Raw genomic sequence first — 25486 nt, forward strand, 5'->3', positions numbered from 1 at the left:
GGCACATCTGACGCGGCGTGGCCCACCGCGAGAATAACCGGTCGAAGTGGCATAGACGGCCTGCCAGGCTGATCACATGTCAGGTGACCAGGCCAATGTCCTGCTACAGGTACTCGACCGTTTGACGGCGAATGCGGCGCGAGGGCGCAGTGCGGCTCTCGGCGAGCTCGCACAGGCCTTGTTCAGCGTGGTGTCGTCCGATGCCTCGCTCGCCGATCACGCTTTGACGGTGCTCGCCGAGTCGGGTCCGCAGGTCTGGATCGACCTCGACGCGTCGCTGCGACCTTCCTGGTATGAGCCGCAGGACTTCCGCAGGAGGCGCCGCCAAGCGAAACAGGCGATTCATGGCCGGGCGCGCCCTCTCGGGGTGGCGCTGGCCGCCTGCTGGCATGACGGCCACGTCAGGGAGAAGGCACTCACGCTACCGGCGACGCGTGCCGACATCCGGCTGTATCCGGTGCTGGTGATCCGTACGACCGACTGGGTCGAGGCCGTGCGGGTCCAGGCCGAGCGGGTGTTGCGCGAGGTTCTCGCGACGCCCGACACCCGGACGCTGCTCGCGATCCTTCCGGTCGCCGTACGGCTCGGCGATCGCAGGCGTGGCGGGCACATCGTCGGCCTCGTCCGCGACGCTCTGCTGCGCGTGGACGACGCCGTGCTCGCCTCCGTGCGGGGCCTCGGCGATCTCCGAGGTCGGCGGTTCGCGTTTCAGGTGTCGATCGAGGGCGGAAGAATGGACGAGCGGCAGCTCGCGCACGCCGCGCTCCACGAACGCGACCTCATCTCTCGGACTCGATCCGCCCGGGCCCTGGCCGCCCAGGCGGTCGCCCGGCAGGAGCCCCAGATGCTGGAGGAGCTGCTCCGCGGCTCGTCGGGACGGGTCCGGGTCGAGGCCCTGACCGCAATGGTCCAGCTGGGGCACACCGAAGCGGGACCGCGGTTCCTGGCCGACAAGGAGTCGATGGTCCGGTTGACCGCGCAGTGGGCGGTCCGGCGGTCGGGTGGCGATCCCGCCGTGCTGTATCGCGGTCAGCTGGCGGCCCGTCCGCGACGTGAGGCCCGCGTCCTCCTGGCCGGGCTCGGCGACTGCGGGATCCCGGCCGACGCCGGCCTTGCTCTTCCCTATCTGGCCGACCCCCGTCCTCGAATTCGCGCCGAAGCCGTCCATGCTCTGTGCCGCATCGGCGCGTCCTTCGACTTCGCCACCCTCCTCGATGACCCGGCCCCGGTCGTCGTACGCCGCGCGGTCAAGGCTTTGCGCAGGACCGGCACCGTCGTGCCCGCCGACCGGCTGTGGCGGCTCCTCGGCGGTGAGCGTCCACGGCATGTCCGGCTCGCCGCGCATCGGCTCCTGATCGGCCACGATCCCTGGACTCGGCTCAAAGCCGACCTGGCGTTCATCACCGATCCCGATGAGGAGGTGCGCGGACGCGCCCGCGCGGACATCGCCACGTGGACGTCCCGTCACGCGGCGACCATGTACGTCAGCCCTCCGGAGTGGCTCCGCGCAGAGCTTCAGGACCTCATCGCGCGAGGAGAGCCCGAGCTGGGCCCGAAGACCGCCCACCTGTTGCGCTGGCTCGTTCGGGGACCGGATGCGCGTCCCCCGCGGATGAGCTGATCCGCTGGCCGGAACGCCGATCAGCGGCCGGTGCGCGTCACCCGGTGGAGTCCTTGGCGATGGCCCGGCTGATGACGAGGCGCTGGATCTGGTTGGTGCCTTCGACGATCTGGAGCACCTTGGCCTCCCGCATGTAGCGCTCGACCGGGAAGTCCTCGACGTAGCCGTAGCCGCCGAGCACCTGCACCGCGTCGGTGGTCACCTTCATGCACATGTCGGTGGCGAAGAGCTTGGCCATCGCCGCCCGCGTGCCGTACGGCCGGCCGGCGTCGCGCAGCCTGGCGGTCTCCAGGTAGAGCGCCCGCGCGGCGGCGATCGAGGTCGCCATGTCCGCCAGCATGAAGGCGAGCCCCTGGAAGTCCGTCAGCGGTGAGCCGAACTGCCGCCGCTCGCGGGCATAGGCGGACGCCGCGTCGAACGCGGCCTGGGCGACGCCGACGGCGCAAGCGGCGATGCCGAGCCGGCCGCCGTCGAGCGCGGCCATCGCGATCCGGAAGCCCTCGCCCGGAGAGCCGATGAGCGCGTCGGGCGGGAGCCGTACACCGTCGAAGCGGACCTGCGCGGTCGGGGAGGACCGCATGCCCATCTTCCGCTCGGGCGCGCCGGAGGACAGCCCGTCCACCCCCGCCGCGACGTGGAAGCATGAGATGCCGCGGGCGCCGTCGCCGGAGGTCCTGGCCATGAGCGTGTAGAAGTCGGCGACCCCGCCGTGCGTGATCCAGGCCTTGACCCCGTCGACGACGTAACCGTCCGCGCCGGGCACCGCGCGGGTCGTCAGCGCCGCCGCGTCCGAACCGGAGTGAGGCTCCGACAGGCAGTAGGCGCCAAGCAGCTCCCCTCCCGTCATCGCGGGCAGCAGGTCGGCGCGTTGCGCGTCACCGCCGTACGCCGCGACGGGGAAGCACGACAGCGTGTGAACCGAGACGCCGAGCCCGACCGCCAGCCACGCCGCGGCCAGCTCCTCGATCACCTGCAGATAGACCTCGTACGGCTGGGCGGCCCCGCCGTACTCCTCGGGATAGGGCAGCCCGAGCAGACCCGACGCGCCGAGCAGCGAGAACAGATCACGCGGGAACCGGCTCGCCGCCTCGTCGGCCGCGGCGCGCGGCACGATCTCCTTGGCGGCCAGCTCGCGGACCAGGTCCAGCAGCTCATGGGCCTCGGGCGTGGGCAGAACTCGGTCGACGCTCATGGCGATGCACTCCTACCCGGTGGGGTACGGCTTTCACAGATCAGGGCGGCCGGGGATCACCAGCCGCCCCGATTGTGACATCTCGCCACATGTTCCGGACAGGTCCGTCACACTGCGGCGCTACACGATCACCAGGTCGCGCGTCGTGTTGTTCAGCCGCTCGCCGGCCGTCTCGCCGCAGATGACGATGTCCTCGATCCGCGCGCCGTGCCGGCCCGCCAGGTAGATGCCCGGTTCGACCGAGAAGGCGTAGCCCGGCCGCAGCGGCTCGGTGTTCCCGGAGACGATGTACGGCTCCTCGTGGGTCTCCAGGCCGATGCCGTGGCCGGTCCGGTGGATGAAGTAGTCGCCGAAGCCCGCCTCCGTGATCACCTCGCGGGCGGCGGCGTCGACGGACTCGCAGGTCACACCCGGGCGTACGTGGGCGCAGGCGGCCTCCTGGGCGCGCTTGAGCACCTCGTAGTAGGCGACGAACTCCGCCGGGGCCTCCCCGACGCAGTAGACCCTGGTGGAGTCGGAGCAGTAGCCGCTCGGCATCGTCCCGCCGATGTCGACGACGACGGGCTCTCCCCGCTGGATCACCCGGTCGGACAGCTCGTGGTGGGGGCTCGCGCCGTTCGGCCCCGACCCGACGATCACGAAGTCGACGGTGGCGTGCCCGGCGGCGACGATCGCCTCGGCGATGTCCTTACCGACCTCCCGCTCCGTCCGCCCCGCCTTCAGGAACGCCGGCACCTGACTGTGGACGGCGTCGATCGCGGCCCCCGCCTCGGCCAGCGCCGCGGCCTCCGCGGCCGACTTGCGCATGCGCAGCCCGCCCAGCACGCTCCCGGCCAGCACCTGCTCGGCGCCCGGCATCGCGGCGCGGAACCGCAGCGACTGCATCGCCCACATCCGGTCCGCCAGGCCGACCTTCGCGATCGGGCCCAACCGGCGCGCCACCTCGGCGTACGGATCGTCCGTCTCGTTCCAGGCGACGAACTCGATGCCCAGCCGCGAGGCGGGCGAATGCTCGGCGGCCGCGAGCTCCAAGCGCGGCACGACCAGGAACGGCTCCCCCGAGGCTGGTACGGCCAGGCAGGTCAGACGCTCCAGCGGCATGGCGTCGTAGCCGGTGACGTAGCGCAGATCGGGTCCGGGAGTCAGCAGCAGGGCGTCGAGACCGGAGCCGGCGGTGGCCTCGCGGACGTCGGCCAGACGGGTCACGGGATAAAGGTCAGAGGACGTCGGTGTCACGGGACCCAATCTAGCGAGACACCGCCCCAGGACCACACCCAGGTCACGGCCCCCGGGGCCACCCGGCCGCGAGTGTCCGTCCGAGCAAGGGCATGGGTCTTTCTCCACCCGGATAGAAGAAAAGCCAACCCGAGTGACATCCGCTGCTGCTACGCTCCGCATTAAGACGCTTACTATGCGTTGCGCATATGTCCCGATTCACGGTCTTTTGAGAGCGAGTTACATGGTCGGCGTAGCGGGCGGCCCACAGCCGCCCCTTCCCCCCGCGGACGACCGCGAACCGGGCGCCTCGCCCGGCGTCATGTCAGGCGCCACATCGGGCGCCGTGTCCGGCGTCATGTCGGCCGGCGCACTTCGCGACCGGCCCCAGGACGGCTCCGCGACACCGTTCGCCGAGGTCCTGGACGGCACGTCCGGTGGCGGCTCGGCCCCGCGCGCGGAAAGCCTGCGACACCTCCGGGCCCAGCGCGCGCACAACCACGGCTCCCGGCTTCTCGCCCACGCACAGCGGCTGGGCAACATGGGCTGGAGCGAGTGGAACCTGAACACCGGCGAGACCGCCTGGTCCGACCACATGTACGTGATCTTCGGCAGAGACGCCGAACAGGGCCCCATCCGGCTGCACGACCTCCCCAAGCACGCCGAGCCCTCGGACCGGCCCGTGCTCGACAGCCTCGTCTCAAGGGTGACCAGGGGCGAGCAGCCGGTCCACGCGGAGTTCCGGATACGCAAAGGCGGGGGCATCCGGAACCTGCGGGCCGTCCTGGAACCCGCGGCCTCGGGGGTCCACGGGATCATCCAGGACATCACGGGACGGCGCCAGGCCGAGCAGATCATGTCAGAATCCAGGCGGCAACTGCTCGAGGTGCGCGAGCAGGCCGCGGAGGAGCGCCACATCACGCTGGCGCTCCGCGACGCGATCCTGCCCGAGCCTGGCGCCTCTTTGACCCTCCCGTACGCGCGGATCGCGGTCCGCTACGTCCCCGCCGAGAAGGCGGCCAGCCTGGGCGGCGACTGGTACGAAACGGCCCGGCTCCCCGACGGCCGGATGTTCCTCGCCGTCGGGGACGTGTCAGGTCACGGGCTGCCCGCCATCGCGGAGATGGCGCAGCTCCGGCACGCGCTCGTGGGGCTGACCATGACCGGAGCCTCCCCCGACCTGCTGCTGGCCTGGCTCAACACCCTCGTCCTCAACCGGCTCGACGACACCACCGCCACCGTGGTCTGCGGCTACTTCGACCCGCCCACGCGGCTGTTCACCTGGGCGCAGGCGGGCCACCTGCCGCCCGTCCTGGTGCGGCGAGGGATCGCCGGCCAGCTCGCCGCGCCCCACGGCGTCGTGCTCGGCGCCACCTCCGGCGTGCCGTACACGGTGACGGAGACCCGGCTGGAGCCGGGCGACCTGCTGCTGATGTTCAGCGACGGCCTGATCGAGCGGCGGTCACGGGACATCGGCGACGGGCTGGCCCTCACCCTGCAGGCCGCCGGAGCCGCCGCGCACCACGACGACCCGGCCACAGACCCCACCAGCCTCGACACCAGCCTCGACACCAGCCTCGACGCCGGCCTCGACCGGCTGATCGAGGCGATCGGCGGCCCCAACCCGGAGGACGACACCTGCCTCCTGGCCGTCAGCGTCCTCGGAGGCGACCGGAATCCTGGAGCCGATAGGTAAGAGGAGCACGAACCGGCGCGCGGGGCGGGGCGACAGGCGCGACAATGGACGGGTGCTGCTGCTTCTCGACACACCGTCGCTCTACTTCCGCGCGTTCTACGGGATCCCGGAGTCGATCACCGCGCCGGACGGCACGCCGGTCAACGCCGTCCGCGGGCTCATCGACATGATCGCCACGCTGGTCCGGGAGTACTCCCCCACTGAGCTCGTGGCCTGCATGGACGCCGACTGGCGGCCGGCCTTCCGCGTCGCCGCCATCCCGACGTACAAGACGCACCGGGTGGCGACCGGCAACGAGGAGGAGGTGCCCGACACGCTGGCGCCGCAGGTCCCCGTCATCGAGGAGGTCCTCGACGCCCTCGGCATCGCCAGCTTCGGGGTCCCGGGCTACGAGGCGGACGACGTCATCGGCACGCTGGCGACCCAGGCGACCGGCGCGGTGGACATCGTCACCGGTGACCGGGACCTGTTCCAGCTCGTCGATGACGCGAAACCGTGCCGAGCCCTTTACACAGTAAGGGGCATTCGCAACCTTCAGCTGGTCGATGAGGCTTTCGTCACGGCCAAGTACGGCATTCCCGGCCGGGCGTACGCCGACTTCGCCACCCTCCGCGGCGACCCGAGCGACGGCCTGCCCGGCGTCCCCGGCATCGGCGAGAAGACGGCCGCCGCGCTGATCACCCGGTTCGGCTCGCTTCCCGCGCTGCTGGCCGCGCTCGACAGCGGCACGGCCGACGGCTTCCCCGCCGGGGCGCGCACCAAGCTGGCGGCGGCCCGCGACTACCTGGCGGTGGCGCCGGCGGTGGTCAAGGTGGCCCACGACGCGCCGATTCCGGAGATCGACCTCACGTGCCCGGCCAAGCCGCGCGATCCCGAGCGCCTGGTCGCCCTCGCCGACCGGTACGGCCTGGACAGCCCGCTGAACCGCCTGCTCGCCGTGCTCGCCGACCGGTGATCATGCCCCCAGTGACCATGCCCCAATGACCACACCTCAGTGACCATGCGCCAGGCCAGTCCCGGCTGGAACCGGCGACGCGAGTGCGCCGGATGCGAGCGGATCGTCCGCGCGGGAGTAGTTTGAGCGCGTGCCGCACACAACGATCCGCCTCGCGGGCCAGCGCAGGAACACGCTCACGAACGGGCCCGCGAACGAGCCTGGCGAGCAGCCCGGGGACGGGAACGGAACCGGGACCACGGGCAGCCGCGGGGACGGGCTTCTTGACGGCTTCGCCCGCATCCGCCGCGACTTCGACCTGCCGGGCGGGTTCCCGGCCGCCGTGCTGGAGGAGGCCGGCCAGGCGGCGGGCGCTCCGCTCACCCCGGGCGAGGACCGCACCCACCTGCCGTTCGTCACGATCGACCCGCCCGGCTCCATGGACCTGGACCAGGCGCTCTGCATCGAGAAGCGGCCGGACGGCTACCGCGTCTGGTATGCCATCGCCGACGTCGCCGCGTTCGTACGGCCGGGCGGAGCGGTCGATCTGGAGGCCAGGACTCGGGGGGAGACCGTGTACCTGCCGGACTCCCGGGTCCCGCTGCACCCGACGGTGCTCTCGGAGGGGGCGGCCAGCCTCCTGCCGGGGCAGACCCGCCCGGCGGCGCTGTGGTGCGTCGATCTCGACTCCGACGGCGAGACCGTGGGGGTCGACCTGCGCAGGGCGATGGTCCGCAGCCGCGACCGGCTCGACTATGAGACCGTGCAGGCCGCCGTGGACACCGGCACCGCCGAGGGGACGCTGAAGCTGCTCGCCGAGGTCGGGCCGCTGCTGCTGGCGCTGGAGCGGGCCCGGGGCGGAGTGACCCTGCCGACACCCGAGCAGGAGGTGGTCCCCGACGGCGACGGCTACGTGGTGGAGTTCCGCGCGTCGCTGCCGTGCGAGGCATGGAACGCGCAGATCTCGCTGCTCACCGGCATGTCCGCGGCGCAGCTCATGCTCGACGCGGGCGTGGGGGTGCTGCGGATCCTGCCGGAGGCCGGGCCGCAGGATCTCGCGAAGGTCCGCAGGGTCGCCGCCGCACTGGGCGTGCCATGGCCCGACGGGGCGTCCTACGGCGACGTCGTCCACGGGCTCGACCCCAAGATCCCCGGCCACGCGGCCTTTCTGCACGAGTCCACGATCCTGCTGCGGGGCGCGGCCTACGCCTCGTTCAACGGCTCTCCGCCGGCGCATGCCGTACACGCCGCCGTGGCCGCGCCGTACGCGCACGTGACGGCGCCGCTGCGGCGGCTGGTCGACCGGTACGCCACCGAGGTGTGCCTGGCGGTCGCGGCGGGCGAGCCGGTTCCCGAGCGGGTCGAGGAGGCCCTCGTCGTGCTGCCCGAGCAGATGGCGGTCTCCGGCAGGAGGGCGGCCGGCGTCGAACGGGCCTGCGTGGACCTGGTCGAGGCGGCCCTCCTGCGGCACCGGGTGGGTGACCTGTTCGACGCCGTCGTCATCGACGTCGACGAGGGCAAGCCGGGCGGGCAGGTCCAGGTCACCGAGCCCGCGGTGATCGCCCGCTGCGACGGCGAGCGTCTGCCGCTCGGCGAGCGGGTCCAGGTGCGGCTCACCCGCGCCGATCCCGGGACCCGCGACGTCCGGTTCGCCCTGACCTGACGGAGAACCAGGTACGCCCGGTGTCACACCCAGATGGCGCACTCGACGCCGTCGCTGAACGTCTCGGGCGGGTCCGGCAGGGGGCGTGCCCGGCCGTCGGCGACGCGCAGGGCGGTCCAGGCGGCGACGGCCGCGTCGAGGACGTCGTCGACGGCGGCCCTCTCCCCGGCCGGCCCCAGGTCGGCGGGCAGCACGATCCCCGCGCCGGCGAGCAGGCCGCCCCGTCTGCGCGCGCCGGCCCACGTGGACTTGCGGGACGTTAGCGGCGCGCCCGCCAACTCCGCGAAGCAGACCTCGGGATGGACCTCCACGACGCGGTGCGGCGTCCCCCGGACCCAGTGATCGACCTGTAGCAGCTTCTCCTTGAGCGCGAACGCCTGGCGGGAGATCCCTTCCCCGGCGAGCCGCCGGTTGGCCTCGGCCGCCGACGGGTGGTCGTCCGCCTCCAGCGCCGCGCGGACCGGGGTCATGAACACCGAGGGCCACCGCCGGCCCACGGCCTGCCGGGCGAGCACGTCGGCCCGCCGCCGTCCCCGGTCGGGCAGGCCGATCGGCATGTCGACGGCCACGACGCCTACCGCGCCGTCGTCGTCCGCGTCGGCGACCAGCTCGCCGATCCGGGTCGCGAAGTAGGCGCTCAGATCTCCGTCCCCGAGCGCGATGCCGATCCATCCCGCCTTGCACGCGTCGATCCCCAGCACCCGGCCCATGAGTCCATCGTCCGCCCCCATCGTCCGCCCGAGGAGCCCGATTGGTCGGCTGCCGGGCGAATCCCGTAAGGTGGCCTGCCCGAACCTGATCATCATGGTCACCGCCGTACTGCGGAGAACCGCCAACTCGATGGGGAGGCCGATGTGACCGCGACTCGGAGGCGATTGGTCCAGGTCGCCATGGCGGGAGTGGCACTCGCCGTCATCGGCGTGGGGGCGATCTCCCCGCAATATCGGCAGCCCCTTCCCGCCACGCCGTCAGACCTGATCACCTTGCGGCCGGACGGCGCCGTCGTGATGGCGCAGGCGGGCCTGACGAAACCTCTTCTGGAGGTGTTCGAGGATTACCAGTGCCCGTACTGCCAGGAGTTCGAACGGATCAACGGCCGCACGGTCAGGGACGCGGCGATGCGCGGAGAAATCGCCGTGATCATCTACCCTTTGACGATTTTCGGCGACGACAAACCCGTCACCCGCGCCAATTCACGTCGCGCGCTGATGGCCTCCCTGTGCGTGACCGACCCGAGGAAGTGGCTGGCCTACCACGACGAGCTGTACGCCCACCAGCCCGACGAGTTGGCGGAGGGCGGGTTCCCCATCGAGGACCTGGTGGGATACGCCCGGAAGGTCGGGCTCCCGGAGGACGACTTCAGCGCTTGCCTGAAGTCACCGGAGACCTCGGAACGGGCCGACCAGGTGTCGAGGTCGGCCCGTTCCCACGGGGTCGAAGGCACGCCCACCGTACGGCTGGACGGCAGGGACATCGACTGGAGCACGCGGTGGGCCGATGACCGGCAGCAGTCCCAGTCGGTGTAAAGATCCGCTCGCTCCCTAGGCCACCGAGGAGTACGCGACGACGCCCCGGCGCATGGCGTCGACAGCCTTCGTCGCGGTCTCGCGGACCTTGCTTCCCTTGGGCGCGGCGTCCTTGAGCTGGCCGAGCAGGTCGAGCAGCTGCTTGACCCAGCGGACGAAGTCACCCGCCGCCAGGTCGCCGTCCGTGAGGACCGCGTCGAGGCTGTGCCCCTTGGCCCACCGGAAGGCCGCCCACGCGAAGCCGAGGTCGGGCTCCCTGATGAACGACAGGCCGTGGTCCTGCTCGATGCCCTCCAGCTCGCCCCACAGGCGGACCATCGAGGCGAGCGCCTCCTTGGCCGCGCCGGCCGGGATCTTCGGGCTTCGCGCGTCGTCCGACTGGCGCGACTCGTACACCAGCGACGACACGCAGGCGGCCAGCTCGGCGGGATCGAGCCTCTCCCATATTCCGGCGCGCAGGCACTCCGCGGTGAGCAGGTCGAGCTCGGTGTAGAGCTGGGCGAGCCGGCGGCCCTCCTCGGTGACGGTCTCGTCCTCCAGGTAGCCGAGCTGGTCGAGCACGCCGCACACCTTGTCGAAGGTGCGGGCGATCACGTGCGAGCGGCCCTCGACCCGGCGGCGCAGCGACTCGGTCTCCCTGAGCAGCTTGTGGTAGCGCTCGGCCCAGCGGGCGTGGTCCTCGCGCTCGTCGCAGCCGTGGCAGGGGTGCCTGCGCAGCTCCCGCCGCAGGTGGTTGATCTCCTCGTCCTCGGTCGCGTGGTCGCGGGCCCTCGCGGGCTTGCCGAGGTCGCGGTCGCCCAGCTTGGCGTGCATCGTGGCGACGAGGTTGGCCCGCTCCTTCGGCGACCGGGCGTTGAAGTTCTTCGGGATCCGGATCTGGTCGACCGGCTCGACGGGCACCGGGAAGTCCGCGGGCGATAACCGCTTGACCTGCTTGCCCACGGTCAGCACGAGCGGGGAGGGCCCCTCGCCGCGCACGTTCATCCCCGGGTCGAGCACGACGGCGAGGCCCGCCCGCCGCCCGCCGGGCACCCGGATGACGTCGCCGGGCTTCAGAACCTCCAGGGACTGTACGGCCTGCGCCCGGCGGGCCGCCCCGCGCTGGCGGGACAGCTCGGCCTCGCGGTCGGACAGCCGCCTGCGCATCGCGGCGTACTCCTGGAAGTCGCCGAGGTGGCAGGTCATCGCCTCGGCGTAGCCCTCCAGGGCGTGCTCGGCCTTGCGGAGCTGCCGTGCCAGCCCCACGACCGCCCGGTCGGCCTGGAACTGGGCGAAGGAGTCCTCCAGGAGGGTCCTCGCCCGTTCGCGGCCGACCTGCCCGACGAGGTTGACCGCCATGTTGTACGACGGCTGGAAGCTGGAGCGCAGGGGGTAGGTCCGGGTGCTGGCGAGCCCGGCGACGCTCAGCGGGTCCATGCCGGGCTGCCAGACGACGACCGCGTGGCCCTCGACGTCGATGCCGCGCCGCCCGGCCCGGCCGGTGAGCTGGGTGTACTCCCCCGGCGTGAGGTCGGCGTGGGTCTCGCCGTTCCACTTGTCGAGCTTCTCGATCACGACGGACCGGGCGGGCATGTTGATCCCGAGCGCGAGCGTCTCGGTCGCGAACACCGCCTTGACCAGGCCCTTGGTGAACAGCTCCTCGACGACCTCCTTGAAGGCGGGGAGCATGCCGGCGTGGTGGGCGGCGAGGCCGCGCTCCAGGCAGTCGCGCCACTCCAGGTAGCCGAGGACGGCCAGGTCCTCGTCGGGGAGGTGCGCGGTCCGCTCGTCGACGATCTGGCGGATCTCGTGCCGCTCGTTCTCGTTGGTGAGCCGCAATCCGGCGTACAGGCACTGCATGACCGCGGCGTCACAGCCCGCCCGCGAGAAGATGAAGGTGATCGCGGGGAGCAGCCCCTCGGCGTCGAGCTTCGCGATCACGTCGGCCCGGGCGGGGCCGTTGACGCGGCCCGGCCGGGAGTAGCCGCGCTTGCCGCGGGTCTGCGCCAGCCGCGCCTCGTCGCGGGAGATGCGCATCAGCGACGGGTTGATCCGCAGGGCGTCCCCACCCTCGTTGTCGCCCTCGTTGACGAACAGGTCGTACAGCCGGTGCCCGACGAGCATGTGCTGCCACAGCGGGACCGGGCGGTGTTCGTCCACGATCACCGTGGTGTCGCCCCTGACCTCGCCGAGCCACTCGCCGAACTCCTCGGCGTTGCTGACCGTCGCGGAGAGCGCCACCACCCGGACCGACTCGGGCAGGTGAATGATCACCTCTTCCCAGACCGCGCCACGGAACCGGTCGGCGAGGTAGTGCACCTCGTCCATGACGACATAGCCCAGCCCGGAGAGCGTGCCCGACCCGGCGTAGAGCATGTTGCGGAGGACCTCGGTCGTCATGACGACGATCGGGGCCTCGCCGTTGACGCTGTTGTCTCCCGTCAGCAGGCCGACCTTGGCCGGGCCGTACCTCCTGACCAGGTCGTTGTACTTCTGGTTCGACAGGGCCTTGATCGGTGTCGTGTAGAAGCACTTGCGGCCCTGCTCCAGGGCGAGATGGACGGCGAACTCCCCCACCACGGTCTTGCCCGACCCGGTCGGCGCGGCCACCAGCACGCCGTCACCCGCCTCCAGCGCCTGGCAGGCGTCGAGCTGGAACTCGTCGAGCTCGAAGTCGTACAGACCGCGGAACGAGGCGAGCGCCGGCCCGTTCCCGACTTGCTCCTCACGGAATGCGGCGTAGCGTTCCGCTGGCGTACTCATAACGCCAACCCTACCGATAACCGGATTCCGGGCCGCCCATCAATGCGATCCCACTCAGTGGGATGACCAGTCGCCGAGCCCCTTCTCCAGCAGGTCGAAGCCGAGGTTCGCGGCGGCGACCGCGTCGGGGTAGACCTCGTCCGCGGTCTCCCCGAGGATGATCCGGAGGCTGTTCTCGGCCTGCAGCACCCGCCACAGGCCCATCAGCTGGGCGGCGGCGACGCGGGCCCGCAGGTCTCGCGGCCCGGGCCGGTCCCGGAGCGCCGCCAGGTCGCCCTCGGAGACCGGCGTGCGGATGTCGTGCCCCCCCGCGTCCAGTCCCATCAGGGCCGCCATCAGCAGCTGCTCGCCGCGAAGCTGGATCATGAACATCCGGGCCACCAGCGACGGGGTCTCCTTCACCAGGTTGATCACCTGGAGCAGCTCCGGGTTGTCGTTGAGCCCCGTCTCGGCGGCGCGCGCCGCGAGCCGTTCGAGGAAGGCCCGCCGGAAGGCCGCCACGACCGGCTCCCCCGGGCGCCGGGAGGACACGATCCGGGCGGGGTCGCCGAGATGCTCCTCCATGGGGCCCATCACGATGTCCTCCTTGGTGGGGAAGTAGTTGAACACCGTCATCTTCGAGATCCCGGCCCGTGCGGCGATCTCCGCGACCGACACGTCGGCGAACCCGCGCTCCCGGAAGAGCGCCATGGCCACGCCGAAGATCGCCTGGCGCGTCTGCAGCTTCTTGCGCTCCCGCAGCCCCGGTGCCTCACCCACACCAGGACGATACCAGGTCGATATTTATACCGAGGCAAAGACTTGACCGGATAAAAATTTTGACCCAGCCTATGTCGCATGACCGACTATCAGAAGAGGCTCGCCGCGCTCGGCTGCCTCCTCACGCTGGTCCTGGCCATCCTCGACCAGAACATCGTCTCCACGGCCTCGGTCGCCATCGTCAGGGACCTCGACCCCGCCACCGGGCTGGCGCGGCTGCCCTGGCTGATCAGCGTGTACGCGCTGGCCGCGACCGCCGCCCTCCCCCTGTACGGCAAGCTGTGCGACGTCTACGGCGCCAAGCGCGTCTACCTGGGCGCGGTGACTCTGTTCCTGTTCGGCTCCGCGCTGTGCGGCCTGGCCCAGAACATGGCCGAGCTCATCGCGTTCCGCGCCGTGCAGGGGATGGGCGGCGGCGGGCTGATGAGCGTCACCCTCGTCGTCTTCGCCCACCTCACCCCCACGGAGAAGCGGGCGAGCGCCGGGGGCGTCGGCGGCCTGATGGCCGGGCTCGGCATGGTCGTGGGACCGCTCATCGGCGGCCTGTTCACCGACCACCTGAGCTGGCGCTGGATCTTCTATGTCAACCTGCCCATCGGCCTGTTCGTCATCTTCACCGGGGCGACCGCGCTGCGTCTGGCCGACGGGGGCCTGCGGCACCGCATCGACTACCCGGGGGCGGCCCTCGTCGCGGCCGCCGCGAGCGTCCTGCTGCTCCTCACGGAGTGGGGCGGAACGAAGTACGCGTGGGACTCGGCGACCATCCTCACCCTCGCCGCCGCGGGCGCCGTGCTCGTGGCCGCCTTCGTCTGGCGGCAGCTCACCGCCGCCGAGCCGATCCTGCCGCTGGGGCTGTTCCGGAACGCCACGCTGCGCATCGCGCTGCCGCTCCAGCTCCTGTCCGGTTTCGGCATGATCGGCTCGATCGTCTACACCGTGGTCTACCTGCAGCTCGTGCGCGGCGTCCCGGCCACCGACTCGGGCCTGTACCTCCTGCCGATGGCCGCCGGGATGACGGTCTCCGGGCTGGTCTCCGGCAGGCTCATCGCTCGAGGGCAGGCCCCGAAGACCTTCCTGGTCATCGGCCTGACCCTCGCGACGCTCGCCATGACGCTGCTCGCCATGCTCGCCGTGGACACCTCCCGCCTGCTCCTCGGCCTGGATCTGTTCCTGCTGGGCGCCGGCTTCGGCCTGGTGCTGGGCATCGTGATCATGCTGGCGCAGAACGCGGTGCCGGTCTCCCAGCTCGGGGTTGCCACGACCTCGATCCGCTTCGCCCAGACGCTCGGGTCCGCGTTCGGCACGGCGGTGTTCGGAGTCGTCCTCACCCGGGTGGTGTCCGCCAAACTGGGCGGCGACTCCATCGGCGTGAGGGCGCTCAGGTCCCTTCCCGAGGGCGTCAGGCGCCGCGCCGTCGACGCCCTCGTGTCCGGAATCGACACGGTGTTCCTCGCCGCCGCCGGCGTCATGCTCGTGTCGCTGGTCCTCGCCACGCTGTTGAAGGCCGATCGGGAGCAGCCCACGGAAGGGGCGGTGGAGCTGGTGGCCTCCGGCTGAGCGCCTTTACAACGTAGATTTATGGGGTGAGGACGCGCAGCGCGCCCGGCTCGACGACACAGGTCACCGGGGCCGGACCGACGCGCTCCCCGTCGGCGTACGCGATGACGCCGTCGGCCTCCAGAGTCACGCTCCTGGCCCGCCGGACCGTCGCGGCGGGATGGTTGACATGGCTGCCGCGATAGACGCGCGGGAACGTACGGAGAAACTCCCCCTTGGACATGGCGCCGAGGACGAGCACGTCGAGCAGGCCGTCGTCGGGGCTGGCGTCGGGACAGACCCGCATGCCGGCGCCGTAGGACCGGGTGTTGGCCACGGCAACCAGCATCGCCTCTTGCTCGATCACCTCGCCGTCGAGGGTGATCCGGAAGCCTATCGGCGCGTACGAGCGCAGCTCCTCCACCAGCGCGACGACGTATTTCGCCATGCCCGGAGGGCGGGTCATCCCGTTGGCCCGCTCGTTGACCCTGGAGTCGAAGCCGCATGCGAGGACTCCGGCGAACCATTCGTGGGCCCCGGCCCGGGCCGCGTCGATCACACGGGACCTTCCCCGGGCCACGATGGCCGCAGCGGCGAGGGGATCTCTGCGGGGAATGCCCAGGGCGTCGGCGATGTCGTTGCCCGTGCCCGCGGGGATGATCCCCAGCGGCACGTCGGTCCCGGCGACGGCCTGGACGGCCAGGTGGACCAGCCCGTCGCCGCCGAAGGCGACCAGCGCGCCGGGCCCCTCCGCGACAGCCGTACAGGCCCGTTCGAGCGCGTCCTGCGCCGAGGTGCCGACGATCACCGACACGGGCCGCCCGCCCTGCTTCAACCGCCGGATGACGGGGTCGAGCAGCCGCAGGGCACGGCCACCACGGGCGGCGGGATTCACCAAGACGACGAGCTCATCGGGCACACCCGGAACCTACCGGCACATATCACCCGCGACTAGACGGTTCAGTCCCTGGTGTCGAAGGAATCGAGCGTCCCGGAGGCCGTGGGCCCGTCGAGCTCCTCCTCGATCGCCCGCGCATGCGCCGCGTCCGCAGCCGCCCGCCTCTTGTCATGGAAGTACATGAACGCCTCAGCGACGAAGAAGAGGCCCACCAAGGGCAGGGCGAGCGCCAGCATCGTGATCGGGTCCTGGCTCGGGGTCGCCACGGCGGCGAAGACGAACAACAGGAAGACGACCATGCGCTGGTGCTTGGCCACCAAGGAGAACCGGAGGACGCCGATGAGATTCAGGAAGACCATCAGCAATGGCATCAGGAACGAGACGCCGAAGATGAGCAGCATCGCGATGGCGAAGCTCAGGTACTCGTTGATGGTGACCAGGGTCAGCGTGCCCTCGGGGGCGAAGCCGAGGAGCAGCGACAGGCCCTTGTCCATCGTCAGGTAGGCCAGGGCGGCACCGGCCGTGAACAGCGGGACGGCCAGGCCGAGGAAGGCCACGGTGTAACGCCGCTCGTTTTGGTATAGGCCCGGGGTGACGAACGCCCAGAGCTGGTAGAGCCAGAAGATCGACGAAACTACCAGGCCGAAGATCAGCGCGACCTTGAGGTTCACGAAGAAGGAGTCGAAGACCCCATTGACGACCAGGATGCATTCGTTCTTGTTGAACTGGTGAGCCTGCGGGAGCCGGCAGTAGGGCTGCTTGAGGAAGTTCCAGATCGGCTCAAAGAAGACGAACCCCAGGACGGTTCCGCCGACCACCGCGAGAATCGCCTTGATCAGACGATTACGCAGCTCACGGATGTGCTCCATGAGCGACATGCGACCGTCGCCGTCGGCGGGGTCCTTCGGGCTCGACCGCTTCAGCAGCGCCATCTAAGTGATCCTGCTCCGGGAAGTAGGGGCCGTGTGAGCCCTGACGGGTCAGCTCGGCCTCTGCTCGCTCTGGGCCTGCGACAGCGGCACACCGTTGACGGTGGGCTCGGACGCGGCCTTGAGCCGCCGGTTCTCCTCCTCCAGCGCGCGCAGTCGCTCCTCCATGGAGGGGCCGGCCGGCGGAAGCTGCGGCGCCGGCGGAGCCGGAGTCTCAGCTTCCGCCTTGACCACGCTTGACTCCTCGTCGTCGTTCATCTTGCTGGTTTCCTTCTTGAACATACGCAGCGACTGCCCCAGCGCCCTAGCGGTGTCAGGGAGCTTCTTCGCGCCGAACAGAAGGATCAGGACCAGAAGGATGAGGATCCATTCCATGGGTCCGAGGTTGGCCATGTCGCGTCCTTAAACCAGATGACGAGCTACTCACGCACGATCGTACGCCGCCCACGCCGTGCTCTTAACCCCGAGGGGGACGAATCGCATGAACATTCGGCTGCGGTTCGACTGCAGTGATGTTCAGACGCCGCCGGACGCGGTCGATCTCCGTACCGAGATTCCGGACGGCCGCAAGGACCCTGGCCGCCAGAACGCCCAGCACCGCGAGCCCGGCGACGGCCAGCCCCACGGCCGCGAAGATCCACATCATGCCCAACATGCTAGCCCGTCATGTGGGACCAGCCGGAGATTCGACGGGACCGAATGAGCAGGGTGGCGCAACGGTTCAGCCAGGCGCACGGCGCCTGACTGAACCACCGATCTGCTGGCGTGCGAGTGGCAGCGCCTTCCAAAGTACGAATCGCCCGACCCGCACTCACGCTGGACGCCTGCCCGCGAACGGCTGAAGGCCGTCAGCTGCACTTTCCGTTGCAGGCGTGTATCAAACCAATTCCACATCCAGTGGGCCACCCAGTACAGTTGCCCAACCTGTACACGCAGTCACCGAACACACACCAGTCGTCATAGGAGCAGCACTCGCAAGTGTACTCAGCTGAGTCCGGAGTTTCGACAGGTCCTAGAGTCGCGATCAGCGCACGCGCTTCCACGCGGCCGAAGGCGGCTACCGCGATCTCTCCGAGCTCTTTAATTTGGCGCTCGGTGTGGTCACCCAAGGTGGGCGCGAACGTGGATTCCGCACCCAAAAGGGCAATGGCTCTATTAATGACGTCCGACTGCTCCGGGGTAAGACCGGGGTGGTCCCGCCGATATTGCCTGAGGTGTTCGACCCACAGCGAGCCCTTCACTTTTGAAGAGACTGCCGCGAAGATGGATTGCCGATACGCCAAGGAATATCTGGAGAATTCAGCATAGCGCTCGGGAAGCCTCCCCGCATTCGCCTTCACCCACTCATCGGCAACCTCTCGGGCTGACGCCGCGAGCGCGGGCGACTTCCCGGCCAGCACCAGGCCGGCGGCGACTCCTACACCTCCCATAAGACGTAAGAAGCGCGCCCTGCCCATGCCGCCGGCCTGACGCTTCACGGCTTCGCGCTGGTCACCCAGAGCTTGAACCACCCGTATAGTCGGGCGGATTCCGAGTCGACGGGCCAAGCGGAGCCCCATGGAGATGCCGGTCCACGCACGGACTCTCGAGCCCTGCACGTTGATGAGGGTCGGAGCCCAGCGCGCACCTTCGCCGAGGGCCTGTTCGCGCCACTGCGTCACTTGCGGGTCAGCCAACGGCAGAACCTCCAGCCGACCTTTACTGGCCTCCGCCACCACGCCCGAGATTTGCCGGCACTGTCCGCACGAAGCGTCAAAGGCCAGCACCCAACTATCCGAATGCATTGCGACTCCCCTCTCCGCACTTTGAGCTGACATTGACAAGTAGATCAAGCACTACATGACAAGTCAACCCTTGATATAGTTCAGAAAAATGCGTTAGTCAGCTAAAGATTAGTTTCTTTACTAGGGCCATGAGTCATGTTATGACTTATGGCCCCACTTGTCTTTACACAAGCTCAAATCCCCTGCACGGTGACCTTAAGGATTTAGTCGACTGCGGTCGGTCACAAACAGTAGCCCTCCGCATGACCACTGACACTTAGCGGCACCAATTGGGAATTCCCTGTCTGGAACGATTGGCGGCGGGGACGGTCTGGCTACCCGTCACCGAAACTGGGAACAAGTCCTGGCCTTACGGAATGGTGCGATCCGACCACGATTTACGCTCGCGGGAGCCCCTCATCCCGCCTGGTAACGCCTCTCTGAGCGAGCCCAACTCGTCCGGTGCGGCATGCCGCCGGTCTACCTCGATCAGCCTCGATGACTCACCGGTGAGCTGAGTGGATTAATCTGATCGGTCTTGATGCGGCTTCCGCCTGATCGTCGCATTCGTTCAGTTCGTGCGACGCGTGGTGCCGTCCGAGGCGCTCAGTGGGCGGCGGCTTCCACGGGGCCGCTGGGGGTCGCGGTGACTCCTTCCTGTCTCCGCCGGGATGTGTTGGGGCTGGTCAGCCGGGCGCTGGTAGGGCGCACAAGCGCTGCCGGCAGGTGCGGAACGCGGTCTCCATGGTTGGCGCTGATCTTCACGATGCGTTGGCGAGCGTGCTCGACCAGGCGGGCGGGCAGGTGCCACAGCCAGTAGCGCAGGGTCTGGGGTTTAGCCCTGGCGAGGTCGGCGTCGCAGCCCATGGCCTTGTCGGCGCGCACCCGGTCCTCCACCCCAGTGTGGCTGCGGTGCAGCACGTCGATGAACTGCGCCTGATGACTGCCCGGCACACCGCGCGTCCCACGCGGGCCGAAGTTACCCGCGAGACTGAGTACTTCCACCCGGTCTTCTTCTCGAACGCCGTCAGCGTGGCCTTCTGCCGTCCCGACGGCTTGACCCGGCGCACGACCAGCCGCACGCCCCCGTTGCCCGCGCGGGCGTTAACGCCGGTCAACTCGGCCACCCGCGCGTGCTCATGCACGCTGCCGGCCTGGCACAGCGCCGCCTCCCAGACCGTCTCGGGTAACACACCGATCGCAGCCTCATTCACGTCGGCGACCTTCCAGCCGACCGTGAACCGGACCGTCCGCCGCGCGGTGTTCAGCCTCGCCAAGCGCTCCAGCAAGTCGTGAGTGGCGCCCGCGCCATCCATCCGGATCAGCAGCTTGGCCCGCCTGCTCGCGGGAATCTGCTCGATCGCCGCCGCAAGGACGGTGAGATGGTCGATCACCGTGCTGGATCCGGCGGAGCCCTCCCGAAGGAGGCCATCGATCAGGCGACCGGATCAGGTAACCGAATCGTAATTCGCCAGGGCGTCCTTGGCGGTGGCCGCCACCCGGTCGGCCAGCGAGGCCGGGGTGAGGACCCGGCCGCCGTCGCCCAGCCGGAGCGCGAGCCGTACGAGCCAGGACTGGTCGCGGGCGCGGAGGGACACCCGCAGGCGGCCCTCGCCGAGCTCGGCGACCTCCTCACAGGGGTAGTACTCGGCGACCCAGCGGCCCGCCGGGCTGAGCTCCAGCTCGACGAGCTCGTCGCCGTCCGACGGCCGGAACACGCCCTCGGTGACGTCCATCGGCTCGGCCTCGGCCGGGGGGTCGGCGGGCACGTCGAGGACCTCGACGTCCAGGATCCGGTCGAGGCGGAACATCCGCATCGCCTCGGCCCGGTAGCACCAGCCCTCCAGGTAGTGCCGCCCGTCCACGAGCACCACGCGCAGCGGGTCGACCTCGCGCGGGGTGACCTCGTCGCGGCCGGGCACGTAGTAGCGCAGCGAGAGCCGCCTCGCCCGGCGGGTGGCGTCGGTGATCACGGCGTGGGCGTCCGGCGCCGCGCCGATCTCCACCTGGACCTGGCTGCTGACCGTCGCCGCCCCGTCGCCCGCTGCCTGCTCCAGCTTGGCGATCACCCTCGCCAGCACGTCCCTGCCCTTGAACTCGGGCAGCTCGTCGAGCATGCGCAGCGCCACGAGCAGCGCGCTCGCCTCGTCCACCCCGAGCTTCAGCGGCCGGGCGATCGCGTCGGCGTTGTCGATCACGATCTCGCCGCCGTCCCACGACACGTCGATCAGATCGCCCGGGGTGTGCCCGGGAAGGCCGCACATCCACACGAGCTGGAGGTCGTCGATGAGCTGCTTCTCGGACAGGCCGAACAGCCGCGCCACCTCCGGCACCTCCGCCCCCGGGTGGGACATCAGGTACGGCACGAGCGCGAGGAGCCTCGGCAGCCGGTCGGATCTCATCGGGCGGTCCCCTCTCGCGCGGGGCGGTGTGCTCACTGCAGCGCGCCCTTCAGCCGGCGGATGACGGCCTCACGGGCGTCCGGCGGGTCGATGACCTTGGCGTCGGGCCCGAGGCTGGCGATCCACCCCGCGAGCCGCTCCGGGTCGGCGAACGCGACCTCCGCCTCGTCCCACCCGTCGGTCCCGGTCCGCACGGCCTGCGCGGCGTGCCGCAGACCCTGGCAGGAGCCCTGGCGGATCCTGATGAGGGCGGTCCTCTCGCTGGGCAGCTCCTGGAAACCGACCATGGACCGCAGGTCCACGCCCTCCGGCACGGTGACCGTGCCGGGTCGTCCGATGGTGGTGACGGGGCCGGTGATCCTGCTCAGCCGGAAGACCCGGACGTCGTCGCGGTCGCGGTCGTGCCCCACGACGTACCACCGGCCGCGGCGGCTCACCACGCCCCACGGCTCGACGGCACGCGTCAGGACCGACTCGCTGCCCGCCGACCGGTAGGCGAACGTGACCGGCCGCCGGTCGCGGACGGCCTCCCACAGCGCCGGGAAGGCCGGGTCGCGGGTGTCCACCCGCAGCTCCAGGGGGCTCTCGGCGAGGTCGGTCCGCACTCCCCCGGCCTGGAGCTTGAGCAGGGCGCCGCTGGCCGCCTCGGCGAGGCTGGCCCGCTGCCACACCTGCGCGGCGAGGCCGATGACGGCCGCCTCGTCGGGCTCCAGGGTGATCTCGGGCAGCTCGTAGGCCTGCCGTACGATCCGGTAGCCGGGGTCGTCCTCCCACGGGTCCTTGTGCACCTCGATGGGGATGCCGATCTCGCGCAGCTCGTTCTTGTCCCGCTCGAACATGCGCTGGAAGGCCTCGTCGTTGTCCGGGTCGTACCCGGGGACGGCCTGCCGGATCTGCTCGGCGCTCAGCGGCCTGTGGGTCGCGAGCAGGCAGATCACCAGATTGAGCAGCCGCTCGGTCTTCCGCCGCGACATCGGGCCTCCCCTCCAATCGAGAACGCTACCCTTTTCGGCGTGATCAGATGGCGCAAGGGCGAGGTGGCGCGGGTCCGGCGCGAATGGCCGGGCGCGATGGAGCTGGACGTCACCCTCGCGGAGGGCGAGTGCCGAGCGCTGGCCTACCCCTCGCTGGTGGGACGCCCGGAGCCGGGCGACACCGTGCTGCTCAACACGACCGCGCTCGCCATGGGCCTCGGTACGGGAGGGTACGCCATGGTGGTGGCCGTTCCGGACCGTTTGCCGGAAGATCCGTCCGGCCCGGGGCATCTGGTGAAAGCCCGCTACACGCCGCTGCAGGCCACCGTGCTGGGCGCGGACGAGCAGGACTCTCCGTACCACGCGCTGCTCAAGGACGCCGACTCGGTCGACGGCATGCCCGTCGTCATCGCCGACCTGCACTCCGCGCTGCCCGCGATCCTCTGCGGCCTCTACGCCTACGCCTCGGCTCCCGCCGAGCGGCCCCGCGTGGCGTACGTGATGCTCGACGGCGGGGCGCTGCCGGCGTGGTTCTCGATGTCCTGCGCCGAACTGCGGGCGCGCGACTGGCTGTGCGGCGTCGTGACCGTCGGCCAGGCCTTCGGCGGCGACGTCGAGGCGGTCACCCTCCACACGGGCCTACTGGCCGCCAGGCACGTGCTGCGGGCCGACGTCGCGATCGTCACCCAGGGGCCCGGCAATCTCGGCACCGGCACCCGCTGGGGCTTCTCGGGCGTGTCCGCCGGGGAGGCGGTGAACGCCGCGGCCGTGCTGTCCGGGCGGCCGGTCGCCGCGCTCCGGGTGAGCGAGGGCGACAGGCGAGAGCGGCACGTCGGGGTCTCGCACCACTCGCTCACGGCCTACGGCCGGGTCGCGCTCGCCCCGGCGCAGGTCGTGGTGCCCGAGCTTCCCGGCGCGTTCGGCGCGCTGGTCCGCGAGCAGGCCCGGGCCCTGGCCGTACGGCACGAGCTCGTCGACGTGCCTGTGGACGGGCTGGCGGAGGCGCTCCGCGAGTCGCCTGTGCGGCTGTCCACCATGGGCCGCGGCCTGGACGAGGACCTCGCCTACTTCCTGGCCTCCGCCGCGGCGGGAAGGCACGCCGCCGCCCTGCGAGCCGGCTAGGCCGGCAGGCCCCAGCGGGCCTCGCTCGTTGGAGTCACCGGGCGGATCACCGCATCGCCTCGGGCCTGGATCAGGACCTCCTCGCCGCGGCGCAGGTCGAGCTCGATGTCCCCGCCGGGCAACGTCCGCCAGGACACCTTCCTGCCGTTGGAGCGTACGGTGAACGGGCCGTCGATGCCGGTGCGGACGCGGCACGGCGCCCCCGCCAGCGAGACCAGCCGTACGAAGTCGGTGCGACCGCCGCGGCGGGCGGCCGAGACCAGGAACGCGCCCTGGGTGAGGAAGTTGTGCACGGTGACGTCGGGCCAGGCGGCCGGCATGGCGGGCAGGACCCTGATGACGCCGTCCCAGCTCTGGCAGATCATGTCGTGCATGGACTGGGCGGCGGACAGCGGCGTCTCGATGACGGGGCCGCTCTCCTTGTACATGGTGTTGGGCTGGACAAAGCGGCGCAGCAGCTCGTCGAGGTAGAAGCGCGCGTCGTCGCCGCGCAGCATCTGCGCGGAGATCGAGGCCGCGCCGGTGAAGCTGTAGCCCTGCAGTGCGCCCTCGAAACTGATCCAGTGCTTGAGCGACTTCTCGATCAGCTCGCGCTGATTTTCCTGCTCCCACGTGACCAGGTACAGGGGATAGATCATCAGGAGGTGGGAGTAGTGCCGGTGCGACTTGGCGAACGGCGCACCCGCTCCGATCATGAAACCGTTCTGGTCGACCGGGTAGCCGGCCAGGTTCGCCGGCACCTCCTGCCACTTCGGCAGCAGCGGGTCCCGCACGCCCAGCAGGCGCGCCGACTCGACCAGCGTCCGGCAGCCCCAGCGGATCAGCGCCAGGTCGTAGTTCGTGTCCGGCGCGTTGACCCCGTACTCGGGGGAGAACGTGGCGGGCAGGTGCAGCTTCCCGTCGGAGCCCGGCGTCAGGAAGTGCAGGTAGTAGTTGATCGCCCGGCGCAGCAGCGGGAACAGCACGTCCCGCACGATTCGGGCGTCCATCGTGTGCCGGTAGGACAGCCAGACGTTGTGGAGCGCCCAGGTGAGGTTGCCGACCTCGGGGACGGGGGTGGCCTGGCCGGGTATGCCCACCGGGTACCCGCTGTTGCCGATTCCGGCGCCGTTGTCGAGCGTCATGTCCGTGGTGCGCGGGATACCCGCGGAGTCCTCGGGAAACTTCACCTGGTCGATGAGGTTCCGCCGGTACTGCGACAGGCTCCTGGTGACCGCGTCCAGCTCCAGGTGGTTCGACCCGTGGATCAGCCAGTATTCGAGCTGCACATTGAGGTTCCACCAGGTCGCCGGCCACGGCGTCGGTTCCAGCCACGGCCCGGTGGTCGCCATCGGCGGCGCGTCCCGGCGCGCGGCGGCTGCGACCTTGTAGAGCTGGATCCAGTAGAAGCTCTGCATCCGCTGGTCGGGCAGCGACAGGAAGCTCTTGCGGTAGTAGCGGTGCCACCAGTGCCGATGATCGGTGGCAAGCGCCTCGATGGGCAGCCGTGCGGCCGAGCGTACCGATGTGACCGCCTCGTCGCCTGCTGTGTCGCCCGGGAACGACCAGGCGACCGCGGCGTAGATGGTGCGGCGTGGGCCGCGCCGCACCTCTTGCCAGGCCGTCGCGTGCCCGCCGCCGGCCACCAGCGGCTGGGTGATCAGCTCCAGGTCGTCGTGGCGGGTCACGGCCGGAGCGGGGTTGGTGGTGTAGCCGGGCGGAGGTTGCTTGTTGAAGATCGGGTTGGCGCGGGGGCTGATGGCCTCCTCGGGGTGGAAGGTCCAGCGGAAGTCCCGCTCGCCGTCGCTGGGAACGACCTCGACGGCCAGCACGGAGCGGTCGTTGTGGATCAACGCCCTGATCTCCAGGCTGCCGGAGGAGGTGGTGATGGCGCCGGTCAGCTCGGCGTTCCACAGGTCGAGCCGCCAGTCGACGCCGGTGATCGCGCCTACGGGTTCCAGCGTGAGGTGGCCGATGGGCAGGCGGGCGAGGCCGAACAGCGCGCCGTACTCGGGACGGTGGTCCTGAACCTCGCTGTGCTGCACGTTGAAGCGCACGGCGTTGGCGTCCTGCTGCGCGTAGATGCCGGAGCCGAGGAAGCCGTTGCCCAGGAACGGCCCCTCGTACCAGGTCTGTGGCACCCGATTCCACACCGGGTCGGCGTCGGAGAGGAAGCGCTCCCAGTCGATCTCGTCGTGGAGCAGGGGACCCCCGCCCAGGCGGCTGAGCGCGGGGGCGGCCAGCGCGGCGCCGAGCAGTGCGCGCCTGGACAGCTCGCTCATACCAGGCCCGCCACGTAGACGTCGCCGTCGGCCACGGTGACCTCGCGCGCGCTCGACGCTCCCGTGGCCAGGATCCTGGCCGGGTCACGGAAGCCGGTCAGCAGCACGCCACCGGCTAGGACGCCTCCGGCCTTGAGCAGTTCTCGCCGATCCATAAGGTGCCCCTCATCATGGAGAGATCGGATGTGTTAGGCACCCACGACGGTATTTCCGGTCTAAATCAAGGTCAAGGCTTCCTAAAGATCCGATCCCT

22 protein-coding genes are annotated in these 25486 nt (G+C 70.3%); 8 read left to right on the forward strand and 14 right to left on the reverse strand.

From position 1 onward, the window contains the following. Positions 1–76: 76 nt before the first annotated feature. Positions 77–1621, forward strand: coding sequence for a HEAT repeat domain-containing protein (locus ABH927_RS01720; RefSeq protein WP_370017622.1), 1545 nt, complete (start codon positions 77–79; stop codon positions 1619–1621). A gap of 37 nt (positions 1622–1658) precedes the next feature. On the opposite strand, the gene ABH927_RS01725 is transcribed toward ABH927_RS01720, so the two are convergent. Both ABH927_RS01725 and ABH927_RS01730 read right to left on the reverse strand, forming a co-directional pair. Beyond that, the gene (locus ABH927_RS01725) at positions 1659–2813 is read right to left on the reverse strand and encodes an acyl-CoA dehydrogenase family protein (RefSeq protein ID WP_370017623.1); all 1155 of its coding nucleotides are present in this window, start codon (positions 2811–2813) and stop codon (positions 1659–1661) included. Between the two features lie 120 nt (positions 2814–2933). Continuing rightward, positions 2934–4019 (reverse strand): M24 family metallopeptidase, encoded by a 1086-nt coding sequence (locus ABH927_RS01730; protein ID WP_370017624.1) that lies wholly within the window; start codon positions 4017–4019, stop codon positions 2934–2936. A gap of 331 nt (positions 4020–4350) precedes the next feature. Between ABH927_RS01730 and ABH927_RS01735 the strand changes: the two genes are divergently transcribed. The 3 genes from ABH927_RS01735 to ABH927_RS01745 all read left to right on the forward strand — a co-directional run bounded on the left by ABH927_RS01735 (position 4351) and on the right by ABH927_RS01745 (position 8321). Then, positions 4351–5724, forward strand: a complete 1374-nt coding sequence (locus tag ABH927_RS01735) for a PP2C family protein-serine/threonine phosphatase (RefSeq protein WP_370017625.1) — start codon at positions 4351–4353, stop codon at positions 5722–5724. Between the two features lie 52 nt (positions 5725–5776). After that, positions 5777–6679, forward strand: coding sequence for a 5'-3' exonuclease H3TH domain-containing protein (locus ABH927_RS01740; protein ID WP_370017626.1), 903 nt, complete (start codon positions 5777–5779; stop codon positions 6677–6679). Positions 6680–6809: 130 nt separating this feature from the next. Next, a complete protein-coding gene (locus ABH927_RS01745) occupies positions 6810–8321 on the forward strand; it encodes an RNB domain-containing ribonuclease (RefSeq protein ID WP_370017627.1) in 1512 nt (503 codons plus the stop codon). Between the two features lie 23 nt (positions 8322–8344). Here ABH927_RS01745 and ABH927_RS01750 read toward each other — a convergent pair whose 3' ends face one another. Continuing rightward, positions 8345–9031 carry a DUF429 domain-containing protein gene (locus ABH927_RS01750; protein WP_370017628.1) on the reverse strand — a complete coding sequence of 229 codons (687 nt, stop codon included), beginning with the start codon at positions 9029–9031 and terminating at the stop codon, positions 8345–8347. A 144-nt stretch (positions 9032–9175) separates the two neighbouring features. Here ABH927_RS01750 and ABH927_RS01755 point away from each other — a divergent pair, with 144 nt between their 5' ends. Next, on the forward strand, positions 9176–9847 hold the full coding sequence (locus ABH927_RS01755) for a DsbA family protein (protein WP_370017629.1): 672 nt from the start codon (positions 9176–9178) through the stop codon (positions 9845–9847). 15 nt (positions 9848–9862) lie between these two features. Here the strand turns inward: ABH927_RS01755 and ABH927_RS01760 are convergent, their stop codons facing one another. Both ABH927_RS01760 and ABH927_RS01765 read right to left on the reverse strand, forming a co-directional pair. Next, on the reverse strand, positions 9863–12589 hold the full coding sequence (locus ABH927_RS01760) for a DEAD/DEAH box helicase (RefSeq protein ID WP_370017630.1): 2727 nt from the start codon (positions 12587–12589) through the stop codon (positions 9863–9865). Between the two features lie 54 nt (positions 12590–12643). Beyond that, a complete protein-coding gene (locus ABH927_RS01765) occupies positions 12644–13348 on the reverse strand; it encodes a TetR family transcriptional regulator (protein ID WP_370017631.1) in 705 nt (234 codons plus the stop codon). Positions 13349–13426: 78 nt separating this feature from the next. Between ABH927_RS01765 and ABH927_RS01770 the strand changes: the two genes are divergently transcribed. Further along, entirely contained in the window at positions 13427–14905 is a 1479-nt protein-coding gene (locus ABH927_RS01770) for an MFS transporter (RefSeq protein WP_370017632.1), read from the forward strand. A 19-nt stretch (positions 14906–14924) separates the two neighbouring features. Here ABH927_RS01770 and ABH927_RS01775 read toward each other — a convergent pair whose 3' ends face one another. From ABH927_RS01775 to ABH927_RS01795, 5 genes are all read right to left on the reverse strand, one after another. Further along, positions 14925–15803, reverse strand: coding sequence for a diacylglycerol kinase family protein (locus ABH927_RS01775; protein ID WP_370017633.1), 879 nt, complete (start codon positions 15801–15803; stop codon positions 14925–14927). Positions 15804–15844: 41 nt separating this feature from the next. Beyond that, on the reverse strand, positions 15845–16714 hold the full coding sequence (gene tatC, locus ABH927_RS01780; protein ID WP_370017634.1) for a twin-arginine translocase subunit TatC: 870 nt from the start codon (positions 16712–16714) through the stop codon (positions 15845–15847). 48 nt (positions 16715–16762) lie between these two features. Beyond that, complete coding sequence (tatA, locus tag ABH927_RS01785) at positions 16763–17104, reverse strand: Sec-independent protein translocase subunit TatA (RefSeq protein ID WP_370017635.1); 342 nt, start codon at positions 17102–17104, stop codon at positions 16763–16765. Between the two features lie 455 nt (positions 17105–17559). After that, positions 17560–18495 carry a bacteriocin fulvocin C-related protein gene (locus ABH927_RS01790; RefSeq protein WP_370017636.1) on the reverse strand — a complete coding sequence of 312 codons (936 nt, stop codon included), beginning with the start codon at positions 18493–18495 and terminating at the stop codon, positions 17560–17562. A 585-nt stretch (positions 18496–19080) separates the two neighbouring features. Then, entirely contained in the window at positions 19081–19428 is a 348-nt protein-coding gene (locus tag ABH927_RS01795; protein WP_370017637.1) for a hypothetical protein, read from the reverse strand. Here ABH927_RS01795 and ABH927_RS01800 point away from each other — a divergent pair. Then, positions 19414–19770, forward strand: a complete 357-nt coding sequence (locus tag ABH927_RS01800; protein ID WP_370017638.1) for a hypothetical protein — start codon at positions 19414–19416, stop codon at positions 19768–19770. The genes ABH927_RS01795 and ABH927_RS01800 overlap by 15 nt on opposite strands. A 152-nt stretch (positions 19771–19922) precedes the next feature. Here the strand turns inward: ABH927_RS01800 and ABH927_RS01805 are convergent, their stop codons facing one another. Both ABH927_RS01805 and ABH927_RS01810 read right to left on the reverse strand, forming a co-directional pair. Continuing rightward, positions 19923–20876, reverse strand: coding sequence for a helix-turn-helix transcriptional regulator (locus tag ABH927_RS01805; protein ID WP_370017639.1), 954 nt, complete (start codon positions 20874–20876; stop codon positions 19923–19925). 32 nt (positions 20877–20908) lie between these two features. Further along, positions 20909–21850 carry a helix-turn-helix transcriptional regulator gene (locus ABH927_RS01810; RefSeq protein WP_370017640.1) on the reverse strand — a complete coding sequence of 314 codons (942 nt, stop codon included), beginning with the start codon at positions 21848–21850 and terminating at the stop codon, positions 20909–20911. A 39-nt stretch (positions 21851–21889) separates the two neighbouring features. On the opposite strand from ABH927_RS01810, the gene ABH927_RS01815 reads away from it, so the two are divergent. After that, a complete protein-coding gene (locus ABH927_RS01815; RefSeq protein ID WP_370017641.1) occupies positions 21890–22972 on the forward strand; it encodes a DUF3866 family protein in 1083 nt (360 codons plus the stop codon). Here ABH927_RS01815 and ABH927_RS01820 read toward each other — a convergent pair. Continuing rightward, on the reverse strand, positions 22969–25233 hold the full coding sequence (locus ABH927_RS01820; protein WP_370017642.1) for a glycosyl hydrolase family 95 catalytic domain-containing protein: 2265 nt from the start codon (positions 25231–25233) through the stop codon (positions 22969–22971). The genes ABH927_RS01815 and ABH927_RS01820 overlap by 4 nt on opposite strands. Continuing rightward, complete coding sequence (locus ABH927_RS01825) at positions 25230–25388, reverse strand: hypothetical protein (protein ID WP_370017643.1); 159 nt, start codon at positions 25386–25388, stop codon at positions 25230–25232. The genes ABH927_RS01820 and ABH927_RS01825 overlap by 4 nt, the downstream gene beginning before the upstream one ends. Between the last annotated feature and the right edge of the window lie 98 nt (positions 25389–25486).

The organism is Planotetraspora sp. GP83, from assembly GCF_041262585.1.
In the GTDB taxonomy this organism is placed as follows: domain Bacteria; phylum Actinomycetota; class Actinomycetes; order Streptosporangiales; family Streptosporangiaceae; genus JAOEGB01.

Bases quoted from the DNA above. Each gene is read 5' to 3' on its own strand.
- ABH927_RS01725 (WP_370017623.1), bottom strand. From the start codon at position 2,813: ATGAGCGTCGACCGAGTTCTGCCCACGCCCGAGGCCCATGAGCTGCTG.
- ABH927_RS01790 (WP_370017636.1), bottom strand. From the start codon at position 18,495: ATGCATTCGGATAGTTGGGTGCTGGCCTTTGACGCTTCGTGCGGACAG.
- ABH927_RS01750 (WP_370017628.1), bottom strand. From the start codon at position 9,031: ATGGGCCGGGTGCTGGGGATCGACGCGTGCAAGGCGGGATGGATCGGC.
- ABH927_RS01760 (WP_370017630.1), bottom strand. From the start codon at position 12,589: ATGAGTACGCCAGCGGAACGCTACGCCGCATTCCGTGAGGAGCAAGTC.
- ABH927_RS01820 (WP_370017642.1), bottom strand. From the start codon at position 25,233: ATGAGCGAGCTGTCCAGGCGCGCACTGCTCGGCGCCGCGCTGGCCGCC.
- ABH927_RS01825 (WP_370017643.1), bottom strand. From the start codon at position 25,388: ATGGATCGGCGAGAACTGCTCAAGGCCGGAGGCGTCCTAGCCGGTGGC.
- ABH927_RS01770 (WP_370017632.1), top strand. From the start codon at position 13,427: ATGACCGACTATCAGAAGAGGCTCGCCGCGCTCGGCTGCCTCCTCACG.
- ABH927_RS01735 (WP_370017625.1), top strand. From the start codon at position 4,351: ATGTCAGGCGCCACATCGGGCGCCGTGTCCGGCGTCATGTCGGCCGGC.
- ABH927_RS01720 (WP_370017622.1), top strand. From the start codon at position 77: ATGTCAGGTGACCAGGCCAATGTCCTGCTACAGGTACTCGACCGTTTG.
- tatC (WP_370017634.1), bottom strand. From the start codon at position 16,714: ATGGCGCTGCTGAAGCGGTCGAGCCCGAAGGACCCCGCCGACGGCGAC.
- ABH927_RS01805 (WP_370017639.1), bottom strand. From the start codon at position 20,876: ATGAGATCCGACCGGCTGCCGAGGCTCCTCGCGCTCGTGCCGTACCTG.
- ABH927_RS01800 (WP_370017638.1), top strand. From the start codon at position 19,414: ATGACTGCCCGGCACACCGCGCGTCCCACGCGGGCCGAAGTTACCCGC.
- tatA (WP_370017635.1), bottom strand. From the start codon at position 17,104: ATGGCCAACCTCGGACCCATGGAATGGATCCTCATCCTTCTGGTCCTG.
- ABH927_RS01810 (WP_370017640.1), bottom strand. From the start codon at position 21,850: ATGTCGCGGCGGAAGACCGAGCGGCTGCTCAATCTGGTGATCTGCCTG.